20 protein-coding genes are annotated in these 20,584 nt (G+C 65.0%); 7 read left to right on the top strand and 13 right to left on the bottom strand.

Annotated features, from left to right (window positions below; genetic code table 11):
• Positions 1 to 36 precede the first annotated feature (36 nt).
• The 7 genes from QA645_RS10365 to QA645_RS10335 all read right to left on the bottom strand — a co-directional run bounded on the left by QA645_RS10365 (position 37) and on the right by QA645_RS10335 (position 7,048).
• Positions 37 to 738: a GntR family transcriptional regulator gene (locus tag QA645_RS10365; RefSeq protein WP_283049988.1), complete on the bottom strand. Its 702-nt coding sequence runs from the start codon at positions 736 to 738 to the stop codon at positions 37 to 39.
• A 105-nt stretch (positions 739 to 843) separates the two neighbouring features.
• Positions 844 to 1,587, bottom strand: a complete 744-nt coding sequence (locus QA645_RS10360) for an aspartate/glutamate racemase family protein (protein ID WP_283049986.1) — start codon at positions 1,585 to 1,587, stop codon at positions 844 to 846.
• Positions 1,588 to 1,596: 9 nt separating this feature from the next.
• Positions 1,597 to 2,862 (bottom strand): FAD-binding oxidoreductase, encoded by a 1,266-nt coding sequence (locus tag QA645_RS10355; protein WP_283049984.1) that lies wholly within the window; start codon positions 2,860 to 2,862, stop codon positions 1,597 to 1,599.
• A gap of 3 nt (positions 2,863 to 2,865) precedes the next feature.
• Entirely contained in the window at positions 2,866 to 4,527 is a 1,662-nt protein-coding gene (locus QA645_RS10350) for a thiamine pyrophosphate-binding protein (RefSeq protein ID WP_283049982.1), read from the bottom strand.
• On the bottom strand, positions 4,524 to 5,750 hold the full coding sequence (locus tag QA645_RS10345; protein WP_283049980.1) for a pyridoxal phosphate-dependent aminotransferase: 1,227 nt from the start codon (positions 5,748 to 5,750) through the stop codon (positions 4,524 to 4,526). Before QA645_RS10345 ends, QA645_RS10350 begins: the two co-directional genes overlap by 4 nt.
• Positions 5,751 to 5,759: 9 nt before the next feature.
• Complete coding sequence (locus QA645_RS10340; RefSeq protein ID WP_254133631.1) at positions 5,760 to 6,113, bottom strand: RidA family protein; 354 nt, start codon at positions 6,111 to 6,113, stop codon at positions 5,760 to 5,762.
• A gap of 17 nt (positions 6,114 to 6,130) precedes the next feature.
• The gene (locus tag QA645_RS10335; protein ID WP_283049979.1) at positions 6,131 to 7,048 is read right to left on the bottom strand and encodes an NAD(P)-dependent oxidoreductase; all 918 of its coding nucleotides are present in this window, start codon (positions 7,046 to 7,048) and stop codon (positions 6,131 to 6,133) included.
• Between the two features lie 237 nt (positions 7,049 to 7,285).
• Here QA645_RS10335 and QA645_RS10330 point away from each other — a divergent pair, with 237 nt between their 5' ends.
• The 5 genes from QA645_RS10330 (at position 7,286) to QA645_RS10310 (ending at position 11,872) form a co-directional block, all read left to right on the top strand.
• On the top strand, positions 7,286 to 8,122 hold the full coding sequence (locus tag QA645_RS10330) for a transporter substrate-binding domain-containing protein (protein WP_283049976.1): 837 nt from the start codon (positions 7,286 to 7,288) through the stop codon (positions 8,120 to 8,122).
• 6 nt (positions 8,123 to 8,128) lie between these two features.
• Positions 8,129 to 8,791 (top strand): amino acid ABC transporter permease, encoded by a 663-nt coding sequence (locus QA645_RS10325; RefSeq protein WP_283049975.1) that lies wholly within the window; start codon positions 8,129 to 8,131, stop codon positions 8,789 to 8,791.
• The gene (locus tag QA645_RS10320) at positions 8,788 to 9,546 is read left to right on the top strand and encodes an amino acid ABC transporter ATP-binding protein (RefSeq protein WP_283049973.1); all 759 of its coding nucleotides are present in this window, start codon (positions 8,788 to 8,790) and stop codon (positions 9,544 to 9,546) included. The genes QA645_RS10325 and QA645_RS10320 overlap by 4 nt, the downstream gene beginning before the upstream one ends.
• Positions 9,547 to 9,584: 38 nt before the next feature.
• Entirely contained in the window at positions 9,585 to 10,313 is a 729-nt protein-coding gene (locus tag QA645_RS10315; RefSeq protein ID WP_283049972.1) for an aspartate/glutamate racemase family protein, read from the top strand.
• A gap of 191 nt (positions 10,314 to 10,504) precedes the next feature.
• Positions 10,505 to 11,872, top strand: coding sequence for an MFS transporter (locus QA645_RS10310; RefSeq protein WP_254133636.1), 1,368 nt, complete (start codon positions 10,505 to 10,507; stop codon positions 11,870 to 11,872).
• Between the two features lie 15 nt (positions 11,873 to 11,887).
• Here QA645_RS10310 and QA645_RS10305 read toward each other — a convergent pair whose 3' ends face one another.
• On the bottom strand, positions 11,888 to 12,046 hold the full coding sequence (locus QA645_RS10305) for a hypothetical protein (RefSeq protein ID WP_254133637.1): 159 nt from the start codon (positions 12,044 to 12,046) through the stop codon (positions 11,888 to 11,890).
• A gap of 227 nt (positions 12,047 to 12,273) precedes the next feature.
• On the opposite strand from QA645_RS10305, the gene QA645_RS10300 reads away from it, so the two are divergent.
• Positions 12,274 to 13,215, top strand: a complete 942-nt coding sequence (locus tag QA645_RS10300) for an alpha/beta hydrolase (protein WP_283049970.1) — start codon at positions 12,274 to 12,276, stop codon at positions 13,213 to 13,215.
• 200 nt (positions 13,216 to 13,415) lie between these two features.
• Here the strand turns inward: QA645_RS10300 and QA645_RS10295 are convergent, their stop codons facing one another.
• From QA645_RS10295 to QA645_RS10285, 3 genes are read right to left on the bottom strand one after another with little or no spacing between them, the layout of a single operon-like run.
• The gene (locus tag QA645_RS10295; protein ID WP_283049969.1) at positions 13,416 to 15,077 is read right to left on the bottom strand and encodes a carboxylesterase family protein; all 1,662 of its coding nucleotides are present in this window, start codon (positions 15,075 to 15,077) and stop codon (positions 13,416 to 13,418) included.
• A complete protein-coding gene (locus tag QA645_RS10290; RefSeq protein ID WP_283049968.1) occupies positions 15,074 to 16,570 on the bottom strand; it encodes a carboxylesterase family protein in 1,497 nt (498 codons plus the stop codon). Before QA645_RS10290 ends, QA645_RS10295 begins: the two co-directional genes overlap by 4 nt.
• A 22-nt stretch (positions 16,571 to 16,592) precedes the next feature.
• Positions 16,593 to 17,930, bottom strand: a complete 1,338-nt coding sequence (locus QA645_RS10285) for an MFS transporter (protein ID WP_283049967.1) — start codon at positions 17,928 to 17,930, stop codon at positions 16,593 to 16,595.
• Between the two features lie 213 nt (positions 17,931 to 18,143).
• On the opposite strand from QA645_RS10285, the gene QA645_RS10280 reads away from it, so the two are divergent.
• Positions 18,144 to 18,794 carry a TetR/AcrR family transcriptional regulator gene (locus QA645_RS10280; RefSeq protein ID WP_254133641.1) on the top strand — a complete coding sequence of 217 codons (651 nt, stop codon included), beginning with the start codon at positions 18,144 to 18,146 and terminating at the stop codon, positions 18,792 to 18,794.
• A 144-nt stretch (positions 18,795 to 18,938) separates the two neighbouring features.
• Here QA645_RS10280 and QA645_RS10275 read toward each other — a convergent pair whose 3' ends face one another.
• Positions 18,939 to 19,724 carry an ABC transporter permease gene (locus QA645_RS10275; RefSeq protein WP_283049966.1) on the bottom strand — a complete coding sequence of 262 codons (786 nt, stop codon included), beginning with the start codon at positions 19,722 to 19,724 and terminating at the stop codon, positions 18,939 to 18,941.
• Positions 19,721 to 20,533 carry an ABC transporter permease gene (locus QA645_RS10270; RefSeq protein ID WP_254135511.1) on the bottom strand — a complete coding sequence of 271 codons (813 nt, stop codon included), beginning with the start codon at positions 20,531 to 20,533 and terminating at the stop codon, positions 19,721 to 19,723. The genes QA645_RS10275 and QA645_RS10270 overlap by 4 nt, the downstream gene beginning before the upstream one ends.
• Positions 20,534 to 20,584: the final 51 nt, after the last annotated feature.

The raw sequence follows: 20,584 nt of genomic DNA, 5'->3' as shown, positions 1-20,584 counted from the left end.
GCGGACATGAGGGGAGAAGAGGCACCATCGCTCAGGCTAGTTCGCCACAGACCTCGCCGCAGCCGGCATATAAATCTGCGCGTAGCCTTCCTTGATCGCCGACGTGATGCGATCAAGCCGACGGTCGATGTGCTTTTCCAGCACCGAAACGCAGGCTTCTTCATCCCGCGCTTTCAACCCTTCGACGACCGCGCGATGCTCGGCCTGGGTGTTGGAGCGGTTGATGCTGTCCATGTCGATCCAACGCACGAAGCGGATGCGGGCGTTGACGTTGCGGAGCACGCGCAGCATCTCGGCGTTGTTCGACATCGCCATCAGCCGCTCGTGAAAGGTCTCGTCGAGCTCGACCAGCTCCACTGACGAGCGCTCGCCGGGATCGGGGCCGGTGGCTTCGAGGAATTTCAGGAGCGCGTCGATGTCCTCGTCCTTGGCACGCTTGATGGCGAGGCGGACCGAGGCGACCTCGATCGACTTGCGCAGCTCGTAGAGATCGAAGATCTCGTGCGCGTCGAGCTCGCGGCAGAAGAAGCCCTTGCCCGGCGTGAAGCGCAGGAAGCCTTCGGTGTTGAGACGGTTGAGCGCTTCGCGCAGCGGCGTGCGGCTGACGCCGAGGCGCTTGGCCAGCTCGCCCTCGTTGAGCCGTTCGCCCGGCTTGAACTCATAGCTCACGGCCATCGCCTTGAGCTGTTCATAGACGCGATCGACGATACTATCGGAAGCCAGTTCCACGTTGCTCATATCAGCTGCATTCATGCCCGCACACAGCCCAATATACCGGGGCTGCGGGCGCGATTGCAATGCAAACGAGGGCAGAGGTTGTGAAGAGCTTCGCAACCGCCGGACTTAGGCGAAGGCGCGCGGCCGCAGTCCAGCATGAAACCAGGTGATCATGGAATAGATGTCGTAGACCGGCAACCCGACCTCGGCCTGCAACGCGGCCGCGTAGGGCGGCATATTGGTGCATTCGAGCACGATCGCGCCGACATCGGGGTTTTTGGCGACCAGCTGCTTTCCGGCCTCGACCACATCACGCTCGGCCTGCGCCACGTCCATGTCGTCCTTCTCGGCCTTGATCAGGACGCGGAAAAACTCCTTGCCGTGCTCGGTGCCGACCAGCGGCGTATCGAGCGGCACGCCGGCGCCTTCGAGATGGGCCGGCGTCAGGGTCGAGCCTGACACCGTGACGAGACCGACGCGCTTGCCCGGCGGCAGGGTCGCCTGCACCCACGGCACCTGCATCAGCGACGAGGTCGCGACGGGAACGCCGACGGCTGCTGCGATCTCCTTCTGGAACAGCGAGAGGAAGCCGCAATTGGTGGTGATGGCTTCGGCGCCGAGCCGCACCAGATCCTTGGCGGCGTCGATGAAGTCAGGCAACAGGCCGGCGGCCCCCTTCAGCACCACCTTCTCCGGCGAAGCGCCGCTCACCACGCGATAGAGCACGGGGAATGGCCAGGTCGTGCCGTTGCCCATGTCGCCGGGAATGCGGGGGAAGCGTGCTTCCAGCATCAGGATGCCGAGCGGCGCGCCGTAGATGGCCTTGCCGCCACGGGCGATACGGGAGGACGAGCTGGCTGCGTTGGTCATGGTGCGATCTCAGAGGAAGCGGGTGGGCGCGAATGGTGCGAGCGGAATTTCGGGCTGCTTGCCGCTCAGGAGCTGCGCGACGAGACGGCCGGTGCGGGCCGAGCCGACCAGGCCGATATGGCCGTGGCCGAAAGCATAGACGATGTCGCGCGAGGCGCGCGCGTAACCGATGCAGGGAATGCCGTCGGGCATGCTCGGCCGATGCCCGAACCAGGTTCTTATGCGCGAAGCCGGGATATCTCTCGGCAGCTTGGGGAACATGCTGAGAAGGTTGTTGCGCAGGATCTCGGCGCGCTTCCAGTTTGGCGCGGCCTCGAGGCCGGCGATCTCGACCGTGCCGGCGGCGCGCAGACCCTTGTCGGTCCAGTTCACCACCATTTTTGCGTCGGATGCCATCATCGAGCTGCGCGGCCCCGATTCCGGATGCTCGATCATGACGTGATAGCCGCGCTCGGTTTCCAACGGCAGGGGATCGCCAACGGAAGCGGTCAGCCGTTTCGAATGCGCGCCGGCCGCAACCACCGCGGCATCGCAAGCGATCTCGCCGGTCTCGGTGAGGACGGCGACAAACTTGTTGCCGGAAAGCTTGAGGCCCGTCGCCTTGGCGCGCACGAGTTTCGCGCCGTTCGCCAGCGCATGCTGGGCCAGCGCCGCAACATAAGCGCCGGGATCGCGGCAGCGGCCGGCCTCTTCCACCACCACGCCAAAAGTGTAGCGCGGATGCAGATCCGGTTCGCGTTGACGCATCTCGTCGGCGTTCAGCTCCATCCATGCGACGCCGACCTTCTTGCGTAGGCGCCAGCCGAGATCGTTGTCGAAATTGCCGCGCGACGGGAACACGTGCATCACGCCGTTGCGCTCGACGAGTTCAGGCACGCCGGCCTCTTCCGCAAGCTTCCGGTGCAAGAGCGGCGCGTCCTTCAGGAGATCACGCAGCGCAAAGGCGGTCTTCTCGACGCGCGCCTCGGTCCAGCCCGAGAGCAGATATTTGATCAGCCAGGGCAGCGCCTTCGGCAGATACGACCAGCGGATCGCGAGCGGGCCGAGCGGATCCAGGAGATAGCCCGGCACCTTTTTCCAGATGCCCGGCTCGGCCGGCGGGATCACCGAATGCGAGGAGAGCCAGCCGGCATTGCCATAGCTTGCCGCCTGTTCGCCACCGGGCTCGCCCGCGTCGATCAGCGTGACGCGATGACCCTCGCGCAGCGCCTCGATGGCGCTGATCACGCCGACCGCGCCGGCTCCGATGATGGCGACGTGGCGGCCTGGCGACATCGCTTACGCCTTCGCTGCCGGCGTGAAATCCTTGCCGACCGAGATCGCGCGCGGATCGATGATGCAATGGAGGATCGACGGCTTGCCCGAGGCCAGCGCACGCTCGAACGCCGGCGCGAACTCTTCGGTGCGCTCGACCCGCTCGCCGTGGCCGCCGAACGCCTTGGCGTACATCGCGAAGTCGGGGTTCTTGAGCTGGGTGCCGACGACGCGGCCGGGATAGTCGCGCTCCTGGTGCATGCGGATGGTGCCGTATTGCGAATTGTCGACGACGATGACGACGAGCGGCGCGTCATACTGCACGGCGGTCGCGAATTCCTGGCCGTTCATCAGGAAGCAGCCGTCGCCGGCAAAGGCGACGACGACGCGATCCGGAAACTGCCGCTTTGCGAGAACCGCCGCCGGCACGCCATAGCCCATCGAGCCCGAGGTCGGCGCGAGCTGCGCGGCAAAGCTGTGGAAGCGATGATGGCGATGGATCCAGCCGGCATAATTGCCGGCGCCGTTGCAGACGATCGCATCCTTCGGCAGGCGGTCGCGCAGCCAGGTCATGACCTGGCCGTACTGGAACGTACCCGGCAGCTCGCGCGCCTTGTCGGTCCAGGCGAGGTAATCGGCATGCGCCTTGGCGGCCTCGCCCTTCCAGGCCACCGCGCCCGAGGGCTTCAGCGTTTCGACGGCGGCGGCGAACGCGGCTGGCGTCGCCTGGATTGCCAGCGCCGGCTGATAGATGCGGCCGAGCTCTTCGGAGCCCGGATGCACGTGGATCAGCTTCTGCTTCGGCGAGGGGATGTCGAGTAGCGTGTAGGACGAGGACGGCATCTCCGACATGCGGCCGCCGATCAGCAGAATGACGTCGGCGTTATCGATGCGTGCCTTCAGGCCCGGGCTCGGCCCGATGCCGAGGTCGCCGGCATAATGCGAATGATCGGCGTCGATCAGCGACGCACGGCGAAACGAGGTCGCGACCGGGAGGTCGAAGCGCTCAGCAAAGCGTGCTATGCTCTTGGTGGCGTCATCGGTCCAGCGCGAGCCGCCGAGGATCACCAGCGGCGCCTTGGCGCTCGCGAGCATCGCACCGACCTGCTCGAGATCTGATGGCGCCGGCCAGCTCACCGCGGGCTCGATGCGCATGGCGTCGGCGACGGCGGCGGTCTCGGTCAGCATGTTCTCCGGCAGCGCGATCACGACCGGACCCGGGCGGCCCTGCATCGCGACGCGGAAGGCGCGCGCGACCAGCTCCGGAATGCGATCGGGGCGATCGATCTCGATCGCCCATTTCGCCATGGTGCCGAACACCGCCTTGTAGTCGAGCTCCTGGAACGCCTCGCGCTCGCGCATGCCGGTGTCGACCTGGCCGACGAACAGGATCATCGGCGTCGAATCCTGCATCGCGATGTGAACGCCGTGGCTGGCATTGGTCGCGCCGGGGCCGCGGGTGACGAAGCAGATGCCCGGACGTCCCGTGAGCTTGCCATAGGCTTCCGCCATCATCGCAGCACCGCCTTCGGCGCGGCAGATCACGACGTCGATCGGACTGTCATGCAGCGCGTCGAGCGCGGCGAGATAGCTCTCGCCGGGCACGCAGGTGACGCGATCGACGCCCTGGGCGACCAGCTGATCAATCAGGATCTGGCCCCCGGTGCGGGTGTTTCTGATGGTCATGACAGCTCCCTGCAGGCTTTGGCGATACGCTCTAGGGCTTCGCGCAAGTTTTGTTCCGAGGTGGCGTAGGACAGGCGGAAATAAGGTGCAAGGCCGAAACAGCTGCCCGGCACCACGGCCACGTCATGCCTCTCCAGCAGGAAGCGGCAGAACGCCGCGTCGCTGTCGATGATGGTGCCATCCGACGTGCGGCGGTCGATCAGGCCGGCACAGCTGGCATAGGTGTAGAACGCGCCCTCCGGCCGACGGCAGGTGACGCCGTCGATGGCGTTGAGCGCATCGACCACGATGTCGCGGCGACGCTGGAACGCAGAACGGCGCTCGATGAGCACGTCCTGCGGCCCGGTCAGGGCGGCGATCGCAGCCGCCTGACTCACCGAGGACGGATTGGTCGTGCTCTGGCTCTGCACCACCGCCATCGCCGCGATCAATTCGCGCGGGCCGCCGCCATAGCCGACGCGCCAGCCGGTCATGGCATAGGCCTTGGAGACACCGTTCACCGTCAGCGTGCGCGATTTCAGGCTCGGCTCGAGCGCGGCCGCCGTGACGAACGGCAAGCCATCGTAAGTGAGGTGCTCGTAGATATCGTCGGCCATCAGCCAGACATGCGGATGACGCTTGAGCACATCCAGGATCGGGCGCAGCTGCGCCGCGGAATAGGCCGCACCGGTCGGATTGGCCGGCGAGTTCAGGAGCAGCCAGCGCGTCTGTGGCGTGATCGCGCGTTCGAGATCGGCGGCATCGAGACGAAAGCCGTTGTCTTCGCGGCAGAGCACGTCGACCGGCGTGCCGTCGGCGATGCGCACCATGTCGGCATAGCTGGTCCAATAGGGCGCGGCGAGGATCACCTCGTCGCCGGGACTGAGCGTTGCCATGAAGGCGTTGTGGATCACCTGCTTGGCGCCGGCCCCGGCGGTAATCTCATCAGGCGCATAGACGAGATCATTCTCGCGGCGGAATTTCTCGGCGATGGCCGCCTTCAATTCCACCGAGCCGTCGAGGATGGTGTACTTCGTCTGGCCGGCGCGGATGGCGCGCTCGGCTGCGTCCTTGGCATGGTCGGGCGTATCGAAATCAGGCTCGCCGGCCCCTAACACGATCAGGGGCCGCCCCTCGCGCTTCAGCCGCTGCGCGACCGCGCCGATCTTGAGGATCTCGGACACGCCGATCGCGCTGATGCGCTGTGCGGGGCGGAAGGTCGACGCGGGAGCCCTGACAGTCACAGCCGTCCTCTACGCGCGTGCGGCGATCGCGATCACTTCGATACGGAAGGCTGGATCGGCGAGCTCGACCTTGCCGCAGGCGCGGGTCGGCGTGTTGCCGGGCACGACCCAGGCGTCATAGACCGCGTTCATGGCATCGAAATCGTCCATGGTCTTCAGCCAGACCTGAACGCTGAGCAGGCGTGACTTGTCGGTGCCGGCGCGCGCCAGCATGTCATCGACCTTGGCCAGCGCCTCTTTCGTCTGCTGGGTGATGTCGGCGGTCTTGGTGTCCGCCACCTGGCCCGCGAGAAAAACGAGATCGCCGAACACGGAGGCGCGGCTGCGGCGGGCATTCTGGTCGATGCGGGTGATATCCGACATGGGATGTCCTTATTGCTTTACTTGCCGGTGGCGATGATGCGGCGGCAGTGATCGAGCGCGGCACCGATGAGATTGTCGCTCGCCTCCGGCGTGCGGAACGCCGAATGCGCCGACAGCGTTACGTTCGGCAGTTTTGTCAGGGCGTGGCCGGCCGGCAGCGGCTCGACGGTGAAGACGTCGAGGCCGGCATGGGCGATGTGGCCCGAACGCAGCGCGTCGAGCATCGCGTCTTCATCGACGACGGCGCCGCGCGCGGTGTTGATCAGGATGCTGCCCTTGCGCATCTGCGCGATGCGCTCGCGCGAGAGAAAGCCCTTGGTTTCGTCGTTGAGCAGGAGATGCAGCGAGACGACGTGGCTCTCGGCGAGCAGCTTCTCCAGCGAGACGAACTCGACGCCCGGATGCGTCTTCGGCGTCCTGTTCCAGGCGATCACCTTCATGCCGCAACCCGCCGCCATGCGGGCGGCTTCCGCAGCGATGCCGCCGAAACCGATCAGGCCGAGCGTCTTGCCGGTAAGCTGCACCGCGTCGCGACGCAGCCAATTGCCCTCGCGCATGCCGCGATCCATCTCGCCAAAGCTCTTGGCAGACGCCCACATCAGCGCGATCGCGCATTCCGCCACGGCCGTGTCGCCATAACCCTTGATGGTGTGCACGGAGATGCCGCGCTGGCTAAGCTCTTCCGGATTCATGTAGCTGCGCGCGCCGGTGCCGAGGAAGACGACATGCTTCAGCGCCTTGCACTTTTCAGCGATCGCACTGGGCACCGCGGTGTGATCGACGATCATGATCTCGGCATCGCCGAGCAGACCGGGCAGATCGTCGGGCTTGATCGAGGGATTGCGGTTGATGCCGACCGGCAGCCTCGAGGCAGCCAGCAGCTTGTCGGTCACCGCCGCCAGGGTCTCGTTCGCATCGACGAATAGGGCGCGCACAGGCCTCTCCTTCAGCACATCTCGATATTGCGTTCAGTCTTGTATTCAGACTTGAATGCGATTTGCAATCCCTGGCTTTCAGGAATTTTGCGCAATCCTGCCAAGATATTGGGCTCATTCCTGCCTTGCCGCCCAAATGGTCAGCAAATCGAAATACCGTATTGCATTTTATTCTGAATACAGAAATAGTCCAGTGGCCGGAGACGATCCGACCCAAATTCCAGGGAGACAGAGACCATGAATCGCAGGGACGCTCTCACCACTGTCGCGCTCGCGGGCGCCGCGATGGCTGCCGCCAGCGGATCGGCCAAGGCCGACGCACCGACCTCCACGCTCGACCGCATCAAGAAGAATGGCGTGCTGCGGGTCGCCGTCATCGTCGGACAGGAGCCCTACTTCCACAAGGATCTCGCCACCAATGAATGGTCGGGCGCCTGCATCGAGATGGCCAAGGACATCGCCGGCAAGCTCGGCGCCAAGCTCGAGACGCTGGAATCGACCTGGGGCAACCAGATCCTCGACCTCCAGGCCGACAAGGTCGACCTCGCCTTCGCCGTGAACCCGACGCCGGAGCGCGCGCTGGTGATCGACTTCTCGACGCCGATCCTGGTGCACTCCTTCACCGTCATCACCAAGAAGGGCTTTGCCAAGCCGCAGACCTGGGCCGATCTCAACAAGCCCGAGGTCAAGATCGCCGTCGATATCGGCTCCACGCACGAGACGATCGCGCGCCGCTATTGCCCGAAGGCCAACATCCTCGGCTTCAAGAACCGCGACGAGGCGATCCTTGCGGTTGCGACCGGACGCGCCGACTGCAACGTCTCGCTCGCCGTGCTGTCCGTGTCGACGCTGAAGAAGAATCCGAACCTCGGCGATCTCGCGATCCCGCGCCCGCTCCTGACGCTGCCGACCAACATGGGCATCCGCGCCGAGAGCGACCGCCGCTACAAGGATTTCCTCAGTGCCTGGGCCGACTACAACCGCTCGATGGGCCAGACCCGCGAATGGATGCTCAAGGGCTTCGAGGCGGTCGGCCTCACCGCCGACGATCTCCCGCCCGAAGTTCAGTTCTGATCGATCATGTATGTCTGGGACTTCGCGGCGCTCAGGCCGTATTGGGGCCTGATCTGGCAAGGGCTCCTGGTCACCCTGTTCTACACGGTGACCACGGTGGTCGCGGGTCTCGCCATCGGACTGTTCGTCGGCATCTTGCGCACGACGGCACCGCGTTGGATCACGGTGCCGCTGCGTCTCTATATTGAGGTGTTCCGCTGCACGCCGCTGCTGGTGCAGCTGATCTGGGTCTACTACGCCCTGCCGGTCCTGATCGGCGTCGACATGTCGCCGGCGATGGCCTGCTTCATCGCGCTGTCGCTCTATGCCGGCTCGTTCTATGCCGAAATCTTCCGCGGCGGCATCGAAGCCGTCGATACCGGGCAGTGGGAAGCGGGCCGCGCCATCGGCATGCGCCGCGGCAAGATCTTCCGCCGCATCGTGCTGCCGCAGGCAACCCAGGTGATGATCCCCTCCTTCATCAACCAGACCATCATGCAGCTGAAAAACACCTCGCTGGTGTCGGTGGTCGCGGTCGGAGACCTGCTCTACCAGGGCACGGTGATCACCGCGTCGAGCTACAAGCCGCTCGAAGTCTACACCACGATCGCCGTGCTGTACTTCGTCGTGCTGTTCCCGCTGACGCTGGTCGCTGACAGGGTCGAGCTCAAGATGGGAGCGCATCGATGAGTGCTCTGATCGCAACCAACATCCACAAGGCGTTCGGCGACCACGAGGTGCTCAAGGGCGTCTCGCTTTCGGTCGAACGCGGCGAGGTCGTCACCCTGATCGGCGCCTCGGGCTCCGGCAAGTCGACCTTCCTGCGCTGCCTCAACCTGCTGGAAATGCCGCAGCAGGGCGAGCTGGCGATCGGCACGCACAAGTTCTCCTTCGGCAAGGGCGTGCGTGCCGCGGGCGACGCCCAGCTCGCGCTGCTTCGGCGCAGCGTCGGCATGGTGTTCCAGCACTTCAACCTGTTCCCGCACATGTCGGTGCTGTCGAACGTCACCGAGGGCCCGGTGCAGGTGAAAGGCGTGGCGCAGGACGAGGCCGACGCACTCGGCCGCGACCTCCTGGCCAAAGTCGGCCTCGCCGACAAGGCGGACGCCTTCCCCAGCCGGCTGTCCGGCGGCCAGAAGCAGCGCGTCGCCATCGCGCGCGCGCTCGCCATGAAGCCCGACGTGATGCTGTTCGACGAGCCGACCTCGGCGCTCGATCCAGAACTCGTCGGCGAAGTGCTCTCCGTGATCCGCGGCCTTGCCGCCGAAGGCATGACCATGGTGCTGGTCACTCACGAGATGGCTTTCGCCGCCGACGTCTCCACCCGCGTCGGCTTCATGAACGACGGCGTCATGGCCGAGATCGGCACGCCGGACGAGACCATCCGCCAGCCGCGCAGCGAACGGCTGAAATCCTTTCTCAGCCGGTTTCACGAGACGCATTAGACTGGCGTCGCGACCATTCCGAATCAGTGGGACGATTGATGAAACTGCGCGGTGGCTTCACGAATTACGGCGAGACGATCGGCATCCTGATGCTCGATACGAAATTTCCGCGTCCGCGCGGCGACATCGGCAACGCGCTCTCCTATGACTTCCCGGTGCGCTACAAGATCGTCCGCGGCGCTCACGCGACAAGGATCATGGGCGACCAGCCTGATCCGGCCCTGCTCGATCCCTTCATCGCGGCTGCCCGCGAGCTGGAGGCCGACGGCGTCAAGGCGATCACGACGAGCTGCGGCTTTCTCGCGCCGTTCCAGAAGCAGCTCGCCGCGGCGGTCAACATCCCGGTCTTCACCTCGAGCCTGATCCAGGCACCGCTGATCCATGCCATGCTGCCGCCGGGCAAGGTCATCGGCATCTTCACCGAACGCGGCCATCACATGAACGAGGGGCACTTCCGCGGCGTCGGCTGGTCGCCCGACGTGATCCCCGTCCAGATCCAGGGCATGAAGCCCGATGCGCAGTTTCCCGCGACCTATATTCTCGGTCGGGAGGAATTGGACACCGACGTGCTGCGTGCCGAGATGATCGACATGACGGAAGCGTTCATGGCGTCCTGCAAGAACCCGGGCGCGATCCTGTTCGAATGCACCAACATGTGCCCGTTCTCGCGAGACGTCGCCGAGAGATCGGGCCTGCCGGTGTTCGACATCAACACGTTGATCAATCTGTTCTATCGCGCGGCCAATCCGGTGCCGTACCTCGGCTGAGCCAGGAAGACGCACCGCCGACCAGCCGCGCAGCAAGCGCAGCTGCGGCGTTTTGGGCCGATTTCACCGGACATATTGACGCGGATGCCCTGAGCAAACCGGGACGCTGATATGCGCGCTGCCTTACGTGGCCCTTCCGGTGTTGACGCGAATCCATGCGCGTTTAAGTAGGTGAGACAAAGACTGCAGGGATGGCGACGTTCGCTGGGCTGGTTCCCGTTGCCGTCACCCATGCAGGACACATGACGACCTCGCCTCACGCGGCCTCGCCAAGCGCGACACCGAATTCGGCTTCCGCGCCCCCTCATCTCGCCATCGTCCTGTTCTCGCTCGCGATGGGCGGCTTTGCGATCGGGACCACCGAATTCGCATCGATGAGCCTGCTGCCGTTCTTCGCGGCCGACCTTCATATCGACGAGCCGACGGCCGGGCACGCGATCAGCGCCTACGCCCTCGGCGTGGTGCTGGGCGCGCCGCTGATCGCCGTGCTCGGTGCGAAATTCGCCCGGCGCACGCAGCTGCTGGCGCTGATGGCCGTGTTCGCGCTCGGCAACGCCCTCACCGCGCTGGCACCCGGCTTCGGCGCGATGATCGCCGCCCGCTTTCTCTCCGGGCTACCCCATGGCGCCTATTTCGGCATCGCCGCGCTGGTTGCGGCATCGCTCGTTCCGCAAGACCGCCGCTCGCGGGTGGTCGGCCAGGTGATGCTGGGGCTGACCATCGCCACCATCATCGGTGTGCCCCTGGCCAATCTGATCGGCCAGCGGGTCGGCTGGCGTGCCAGCTTCGGCCTCGTGTCGGTTCTGGCCTTGCTCACGATGCTGTTGTGCGCGCTGTTCGCACCGCGCGACCAGGCCGGCCGATCGGATCCGCTGCGCGAGCTCGGCGCGCTCAAAAGCCGCCGCGTCTGGACGACGCTCGCGATCAGCGCCATCGGCTTCGGCGGCATGTTCGCCGTCTACACTTATCTCGCGACGACCTTGATCGAGGTCACCAAGGTCAGCACCGAGGTCATTCCGTTCTTCCTGGCGATCTTCGGCATCGGCGCCACCCTCGGCAATCTGTTCGTGCCGCGTTTCGCCGACCGCGCGCTGATGCCGACGGCGGGCGGCATCCTGGTGTTTGCAACACTCGCGCTGCTGGCGTTTCCGCTTGTCGCCGGAAATCCCTGGCTGCTTGCGATCGACATTTTCGCGATCGGCGCCAGCGTCGCGCTCGGTGCCGTGCTGCAGACGCGGCTGATGGATGTCGCGGGAGACGCTCAGGCGCTCGCTGCCGCGCTCAATCATTCGGCGTTCAACACCGCCAATGCGCTCGGCCCGTTCCTCGGTGGCCTCGCCATTCGTCAAGGCTGGGGTTGGACCTCAACCGGTCCCGTCGGTGCTGCCCTGGCGGTCCTGGGCTTTCTGATCTGGATCGTCGCCTACCGCGACACCGGCCCCGCGCCTGTCGAGCAAGCCGCAGGCAGTGACGCCGCGCCACGCGAAGCTGCTCCCCTCAAGCGCGCGCCACCACTGGCACCGATTGAGCGGAGCCGTTCGGAAGATCCGGTGGCCTGACGGATCGCAACGCGCTCAGAACAGAGCGGCGTTGAAGGCCTGTCCATAGATCATCGCGGCCACGAGCGAGACCAGCAGGCCCGCGCCCGAGAAGATCATGAGGATCTTCAGTGTTTCGACCTCGATATTGGTTCCCGTCGCGCGGGATATTGCTCTTGCCAATGCAGCAATCATCGCCAGCTCCGAAGCCGGCCGCGCAGACGCGGGGCCTGATGTCATCTAGCGCAGATCGGCGCGACTGGCTGTGAAGCAGATTACAGGTCCGGCCCGGCTGTCGTTCCCGAGCTGAGCGCGAAAGATCACGGGACTGAACATCATGTTCAGCCCGAGATCCCTCTTGGTCATTGACACCGAAAGCCGGGATCGCCGAGCTTCCACCCAACAACAAAGGGAGGGACTCCATGCATCCGCGCGTCGCAAATTCGATCATCACAGCCTTTGCGCTTCTCACGCTCGGCGTTTCAAAGCCGGCCTCGGCGGAGGAGAAAACCATCAAGGGCGGCGTGCCGATCAATCTCGCGACCCTCCAGCCCGGCATCACCTACACCGACATCCCGAACGGCTTTGCGCGGCCGCATTTAATGATGGACATCATCAAGCCGGTCAGCGACAAACCGGTGCCGGCCATCGTGTTCGTTTCCGGCAATGGCTGGCGTAGCATCGACCGCGCGGCGCTGATCCCGCAGCTGTCGCCGATCGCCAAGGCCGGCTATCTCGTCGCGGCGATCGACTACCGCATCATCGGCGAGGCGAATTTTCCAAAACCGCTCGAAGATGTGAAGACGGCGATCCGCTTCCTCCGCGCCAACGCCAAGACCTACAACATCGACCCTGATCACATCGCCGTCTGGGGCAATTCTGCGGGCGGCCATCTCTCGGCGATGGCGGCAACCACGGGCGAGGTCAAGGACTACGACAGCGACCGCTGGCCCGGCCAGTCAAGCGCGGTGCAGGCGGCCGTGATCTTTTATGGTCCGATGGACCTCTCCCACCGCATGGACGCCAATGCCGTCAACGGCAGCCCGGGCATGTCGGTGGAGAGCGCGTTCCTCGGCTTCGACGCCAAGGATCCGGCCAACGCCGAGAAGGTGAAGAAGGCCAATCCGGTCGCGCAGATTTCCGACAAGACGCCGCCGATGCTCATCGTGCACGGCACCAAGGACGTCGTCGTCCCCATCAGCGAGAGCGAAAACCTCTACGCAGGCCTGATCGCGGCGAAGCGTCCCGCCACCTTCATCCGGGTCGAGGGCGCCGGCCACAGCTTTGGCCAGGTCAGCAGCAATCCCGAGGTGATGGCCGAGGTGCTCGCCTTCTTCGACCGCACGCTGAAGGGCAAGCCCTAAGACCCCGCGCTGGACCTAAAGCAGAATTGTTTTAGTTTGGATCGCACGGCTGGCTCGTTCACCTCTCCCGCTTGCGGGAGAGGTCGGATCGCGAAGCGATCCGGGTGAGGGCTTTTTCCACTTGGGGACTATCCCGTTGCAAGACACCCCCACCCCAGCCCTCCCCCGCAAGCGAGAGAGGGAGCAGCGCACCTCTCGCTTTAATCCCGCGAGATTCGCGGCGTCGAGGGTGTGACATTGGCGGGCGTATGGAAATCGAGCCGCGCCCGGTTCTCCTCACGCACGCCGCTGTCGTCGCCGAATTCGACGTAGGTTTGCGCGTCCTGCTTCCATTGCGGCCATGGCGTTGCCGGCGTGGCGGGATTGCCGGTGCGCGCGAAGGCAACCAGCGTGTCCATCATGCGTTCGGACAGCGCGCGGTCGAACTCGGTCCAGTTGCGCGTGGTGCGGAATTTGTTGAAGGCGTCCTGCGTTCCGAACCAGTACGGCACGTCGGAGGTGTGATAGGCGCCGATTTTCTGCGGGCTATCGAAGAATTCGACACCGGGCGCGAACGGATGCACGCGCGAGAACATGTACATGTAGAACGGCGCCTTGCCGGCCCTCACCTGGGCTTCCGCCCAGTTGCGCGTGCCGATCTCGACCAGTCCCTCGCGCGCGGCGAGCAGGCCCATCGCCTTCGCCTCGCCGTCGGTCTTCGCAGGATAGAGCGCGAGGAAGCGATCGGCCTGGTCGCCGTAGAGCTTTTTCGCGGCGGCGACATAAGCCTCTAACGTGCCCGCGGTACGCAGATCGTTCGAGCTTTCGTCGCTGGTGAAACCGGCGACGGTCGCGACGTCGTTCTGCTTGCCCGCAGCAAAGATGTTCGGGACCGTGTCCGGCAGCACGTAACCGTCGATATCGGGCGTGACCGAGATCGTGCCGGCGCAGCCGAGCTGGCAATCCTTCTGGATGGCGAGAATCTTGTCGGCCTGGATCTGCCGCATCTCGGCCAATGACGATGCGCCAAGCGCCGACTGCACCTCGAGGCCGATCTTCTCGGCGGCAGGCAGCGCCGGGAATTTGAAGCGGTTGTCGAACATGCTGAGACTCATGGCGAAGCCGCGATTGAACAGGCCCTTGGCCAGCGGGCTCGCTTCCAGCGCCGACACCGACATCGCGCCGGCCGATTGCCCGGTGATGGTGACGTTGTCGGGGTCGCCGCCGAATTGCGCGATGTTGCGCTTGACCCATTGCAGCGCCGCGACCTGGTCCATCAGGCCGTAATTTCCGGAGGCGTGGTTCTGCGATTCCGCGGTCAGCTCGGGATGGGCGAGATTGCCCAGAATGCCGACGCGATAGTTGAAGCTGACGAAGATCGTGCCCTTCTTCGCAACGTTCTCGCCGTCATACATCGCCATGCCGCTGGAGCCGAGGGTAAAACCGCCGCCATAGATCCAGACCACGACCGGCAGCTTCGCGCCCGGCTTGGCATCCGCACTCGCCCAGATGTTCAGATAGAGGCAGTTCTCGCTGGTCGCCTCCTCGCCGAAATAATGATTGAGATTGTGCCGGCGCAGCACCTGGATGCATTCCGGCCCCAACCGGTCGGCGTGGTAGACACCCTGCCACGCTTCGACCTTCTGCGGCGCGCGCCAACGGAGATCGCCGAGCGGCGGCGCGGCAAAGGGAATGCCGAAATAGGCTTTGACGTTCGACGGCAGCACCTTGCCGGAAACGGCGCCGCTGTCGATGCTGACGGGATCGCCGGGAACAGGCGTCGCGACGATTTGTGCGGCGACGGGTGAAGCCGCCAGCAGCGCGAACGCGCCAAGCAGCGAGACGATCGAACCGCGCGTAGCATTCCTGTTCAAGATGCTCATACGGCCTCCCTGATGGTCTTTTTATTGTTGGTGCCAGCGCTCAGTTCCGCCCAGAGGCGGGAGCGCATGCCTTCGTTGAGGGGCACAATATGAAACGGCTGGCCGAAGATTGCGAGTGGCTCCTTGGGCAGCTCGAACCGCGGCCAGGCTTCCGCGACATCGGGCGCGCCAGATGTCACGAAGCGCAGCAGGCTGGTCTGGAACCGCGCCGCGACGTCGATATCGGCCGGGGTCATCGGACCGCCCTTGCGCTTCAGGATCGGACGATCGATGAAGTCGGGCAGATGCGCCCAGAGGCAGGCATTGTCGGCGCCGTGGGTCGGTCCTTGCGACAGGAACGGCTCCAGCGACGGGCGATGGTCGAACCGGCTCAGCCACACCGCGCCGCCTGCCGCCGCGTGGCTTCGCGCGAGATCGGCCATCGGGCGGTGCCAGAAGGCATCCGACAGCAGCGCCTCGTACGGATCCTCGTCAGGGCGTGCCGAGCCGCGATAACAGGCCAGCAGCCGCTCCCAGCCGGCATCGCCGAAAGCCGTGCGCACATTGCGCTCGGTGGTGCGGATCATCGCGGCTGGCGGCGTGCTCTTCAAAAACATCACCATCTCGTCGCGGCAGGAACCGAGCCAAAGCGGAATGTCGCGCAGGCTTCCCTCGGCAAAGATGTCGCGCGGCTCGCGTGCGATCACGGTGCCGTCGAGCACCGGGCCAAACACGGTGCCTGAATCCGTCTCGTCGGCGATCCTGCGGCCGACGCGCTCCACCGCGGCGAAGAGTTTTGGCAGCGGCACGGAGGCAATGGCCGCAGGGTCGCGCGCAAGCTCGAGCTCCTCGATGACGCGGCGCGCGACCTGGTCGGCATGATCGGCGCTCATGATGTTGCGCCCTGGTGCACTCAGCGCCAGTGCGCGGGCGAACTTGCCCTTGGCCTGCGGCAGCGTCGCGAGCGCAATCACCATCGACGCGCCGGCGGACTGGCCCGACAGCGTCAGCTGGTTCGGATCGCCGCCGAAATTGGCGATGTTGGCATGGACCCAGTCGAGGGCGGCGAGCGAATCCGAAATGGCGAGGTTGTTGGCCTCGGCCAATCCGTGACGATGCAGTTGCAGGAAGCCGAGCGGGCCGAGCCGATAGTTGATGGTGACGATGACGGCCGGGCCGTGTGCGGCGAGGAATGCGCCGTCATAATCGGCGCCGCCGCCGGTGACGAAAGCGCCGCCATGGATGAAGAACAGCACCGGCAGCGGACGATCGGCGCCCACGGGCGTCCAGATATTCAGGCTGAGACAGGATTGTTCGACCTGATCGAGATGCCCGGGCTGCGGCGCATAAGCGCCGTAGTCCGTGCAACGGCGCGGCTCCGTCCACGCTTGCGGCGGCGTCGCCTTGGCAAATCGCCGCGCGGTCGCGAACGGCACGCCCTTGAAGGCGCGGACGTGCCCCTGCTCGGCGCCGACGATCGGGCCCTGCGTGGTCGGAATAGCGTTGGTCAGCATCGATCCTTGTCCTGTCTTGCGCTCACGCGCGCCGCTTGCCGAGATCGGCGATGTCGACCTTGTGGGTTTCCCGTGCGGTCATCGCGGCCAAGGCGGAGGCGACGCAGCAGCCGGCCACGAAGATCGCAACCGGGACCCAGCCATTCGGGCCTTCGCCGACCAAGCTCGCGCTCACCAGCGGCGTGAAGCCGGCGGCGAGGAAGCCGAGCTGGGTGCCGATCGCCGTGCCGGAATAGCGCACGCGCGCCTCGAACATCTCCGCATAGAACGACGGCCAGATCGCGTTCGGCGCCGAGTAGATGATGTAGAGGCCGATCGCGGCGGCGAAGATCGCGGGCGTGCTGCCCGAGGTCACCAGCATGAAATAGGGAAACAACAACACGGCGCAGCCGAGCACGCCGCCGATGAACACCGGCTTGCGGCCGATCTTGTCGGCGAGCAAGGCCCAGAGCGGCTGCGCGAACAGCGCCGTGACATTGCCGAGCACGCCGGCCCACAGCATGGTCGGGCGCGCGACGCCGAACTTGCTGGTGGCGTAGCCGAGTGCAAACACCGCGGTCAGGGTGCTGACGGTCGCGATCAGCGCGCAGACGATGACGCGCAGCACGTCCGGCCAGTAATCACGCAGCAGCGCGACCACGGGAAAGCGCGCCACTTGCGCCTTGTCCTTGATGTCTTCGAACACGGGCGTTTCCGGCATGGTCCGCCGCACCAGATAGGCGACCAGCAGCACCAGCGCGGAGAGCAGGAACGGAATGCGCCAGCCCCAGCTCAGCAGCTGATCTTCCGGCATGCTGGACACCGGGATGAACACCAGCGTCGCCAGGATCGCGCCGGCCTGGGTGCCGCTCAGGGTCCAGCTCGTGAAGAAAGCGCGGTTGGAATTGGCGGAATGCTCCAGCGTCAGCGAGTTTGCGCCGCTCTGCTCGCCGGCCGCCGACAGGCCCTGCAGCAGGCGCAGCAGCGTCAGGATGATGGGCGCGGCATTGCCGATCGTCTTGGCGTCGGGCAGCAGGCCGATCGCCAGCGTCGAGGCGCCCATGATCACCAGCGTGAACAGCAGCACCGTCTTGCGGCCGATGCGGTCGCCGAAATGGCCGAGGATCACGGCGCCGACGGGACGCGCGATATAGCCGATGCCGAACGACAACAGCGCGAGCAGCGTCCCGGTCGCGGGATCGACATTGGCGAAGAACACTTTTGGAAAGATCAGCGCCGCCGCGGTGCCGTAGATGAAGAAGTCGTAGTATTCGAGCATGCTGCCGACGAAGCTGACGAGCGCAGCGCGCTTCGGCAGCTTGTTTGGCGTGGTGTCCGTGCCGGCCGGCGCGTGCAGCGATGCAGTTGAGATCGAGCTCATCAATAGTCCTCCCCGTGTGCGATGGCGGTCGCAGCTCGCTTTGGCCCGTCCGGCCGTGCGCGCTTTTTTTGCTTTTGGTTGCCGCAACCTTGGTTTCAATCCATAATGTACGAACTAGTACGTTTATGCAAGTCCACCTCAAAAGACGTCGGATTGGGCGAAATTTGCCTTCACCTTCAAGGTGATCCATAGAAACGGGCGGGAGAAACAGTGATGCTCGAGCGCATGCCACCCCCATTGAAGCGCACCAACGACCCCGAGCGCACCAAGCGCGACATCCTCGAAGTGGCGATGGCCGAATTCGCCTCGGAGGGCTATTCCGGCGCCCGCGTCGACGCGATCGCGGCGCGAACCCGCACCTCGAAGCGGATGATCTATTACTATTTCGGCGGCAAGGAGCAGCTCTACCTCGCGGTGCTGGAGGAAGCCTATCGCAGCATCCGCGCCTTGGAAGACCAGCTCGACATCGCAAGCTGCGACGCGCGCGAGGGCCTGCGCCGGCTGATCGAGGCGACCTTCGACCACGACGAGCGCAACCCGAACTTCATCCGCCTCGTCTCGATCGAGAACATCCACCACGGCAAGCACCTGAAGCAGAATCTGCAGCTGCGCCAGCTCAACGCCAGCGTGATCGCGACGCTCGACGGCATCTTGAAGCGCGGCCGCAGCGAGGGCGTCTTCCGCGACGACGTCGACGCCATCGATCTGCATCTGGCGATCTCTTCCTACTGCTTCTTCCGCGTCGCCAACCGCCACACCTTCGGCGCGCTGTTCGATCGGGATTTGAGCGAGCCGAAGGTGCTGGCGAAGAGCAGGAGCCAGATCGTGGAGATGATCTTGGCGTGGCTGGGGGCGAAGGGTTAGCGATTGCCCCATACGCGCTGTCATGCCCCGGCTTGACGGGGGCATCCAGTACGCCGCGGCCTATCGTGGAATCACAACTGTCTCTGGAATACTGGATCGCCCGATCAAGTCGGGCGATGACACCGATATTGGGGTGACAGTCCCCTACCCCACCTTCTTCTGCCGCGTGCTCGCCAGCAGCACCAGCATGAACGACGCCGCTGTCATCAGCGTCGAGATCGCGGCAATGGTCGGGTCGATCTCGTCGCGGAGCGCGGTGAACATGCGCTTGGTCAACGGCTGATACTGGCCGCCGGAGATGAACAGCGCGACGATGGTCTCGTCCATCGCCGAGATGAAGGCGAAGATGCCGCCGGCGACCACGCTCGATTTGATCTGCGGCAGCGTCACCGCAAAGAAGCTGCGCAGGCGGTTCATCCCGAGGCTGCGGGCGACCATCTCCTGCGCGGGATCGAAGCTTTGCAGGCCCGCGAGCACCGAGATGACGACGTAAGGCAAGCCCAGCATCACGTTCGCGAGCACGAGGCCCGGCAGGGTCGCGACCAGGCCGATCTTGGCATAGACGAAGAAGATGCCGACCGCGGTGATGATGATCGGCACCACCAGCGGCAGCAGCAGCGCCATGTGGATGACGCGCATGATCCGCAGCTTCGACTGGCTGATGGCGTAGGCGGCGGCCACGCCACACGGCGTTGCGATCGCCACCGTGAACAGCGCGACCGTCAGCGTCACCTGCGTCGCCTGCATCCAGGCCGGATTGGCGAAATATTGCTGGTACCAGCGCAGCGAGAACGACGGCGGCGGGAACGTCAGGAAGCGCGCGCTGGAAAACGAGATCGGCGCGATGATCAGCACCGGCAGGATCAGATAGATCAGCACCAGCGTGCTGATCACGTAGAGGGCGATGCGGGCGGGCGAGATGCGCGTCATTTCTGCCCCAACACGCGATCGAGCGAGATAAAGCGGCTGACGACAAAGAAGATCAGCAGCACGCTCACGAGCAGCACCACGGCGACCGCGCTCGCGGCGCCGAACTGGTTGTAGAGCTCGACATTGCGGCTGACCAGCATCGACACCATCACCGTGCGCCCGCCGCCGAGCAGCTCCGGCGTGATGTAGAAGCCGAGGCAGAGCACGAACACCATGGTGCAGCCCGCCAGCACGCCGGGCAGCGACAGCGGCAGGAACACGCGGAAGAAGGTCAGCGACGGGCTCGCGCCCAGGCTGGCGCCGGCCTGCATCAGATCGCCGGGGATTTTTTGCATGGTGGCGTAGAGCGGCAGCACCATGAACGGCAGCAGGATGTGCACGGTCGCCACCACCGTTCCGAAGGTGTTGTGCACCAGCGCCAGCGGCTCGGAGATGACGTCGAGATAACGCAGAAACTGATTGATCACGCCGGTGCGCTGGAGCAGCGCCAGCCAGGCATAGGCGCGCACCAGCACCGATGTCCAGAACGGCAGCACCACCAGTGACAGGATGAGGATGCTCCAGCCCTTCGGCACGGAGTTGGCGAGATAGGCCACGGGATAGCCGAGCAGCAACGCGATCACGGTGACCGCGAGGCTGATCTCAAAGGTCAGCGCAAAGCTCCGCCAGTAGATGTCTTCGGTGAAGACGCGGCGATAGTTCTCCAGCGTGAAGCCGTCATGGTAGATCGACTGCCAGGCCAGCCAGCCGACCGGCAGCACGATCAGAGCCAAAATCACCAGCAACGCCGGCGACACCAGTGCCAGCATCAGGCCGTTCTCGCGGCGCTGATGCTTCTCGGAGGGATCTGGCACGGATGT

Origin of the sequence: Bradyrhizobium sp. CIAT3101 (assembly GCF_029714945.1) — a bacterium.
Taxonomy (GTDB): domain Bacteria; phylum Pseudomonadota; class Alphaproteobacteria; order Rhizobiales; family Xanthobacteraceae; genus Bradyrhizobium.
This window is presented reverse-complemented; position numbering and strand designations above follow the sequence as displayed.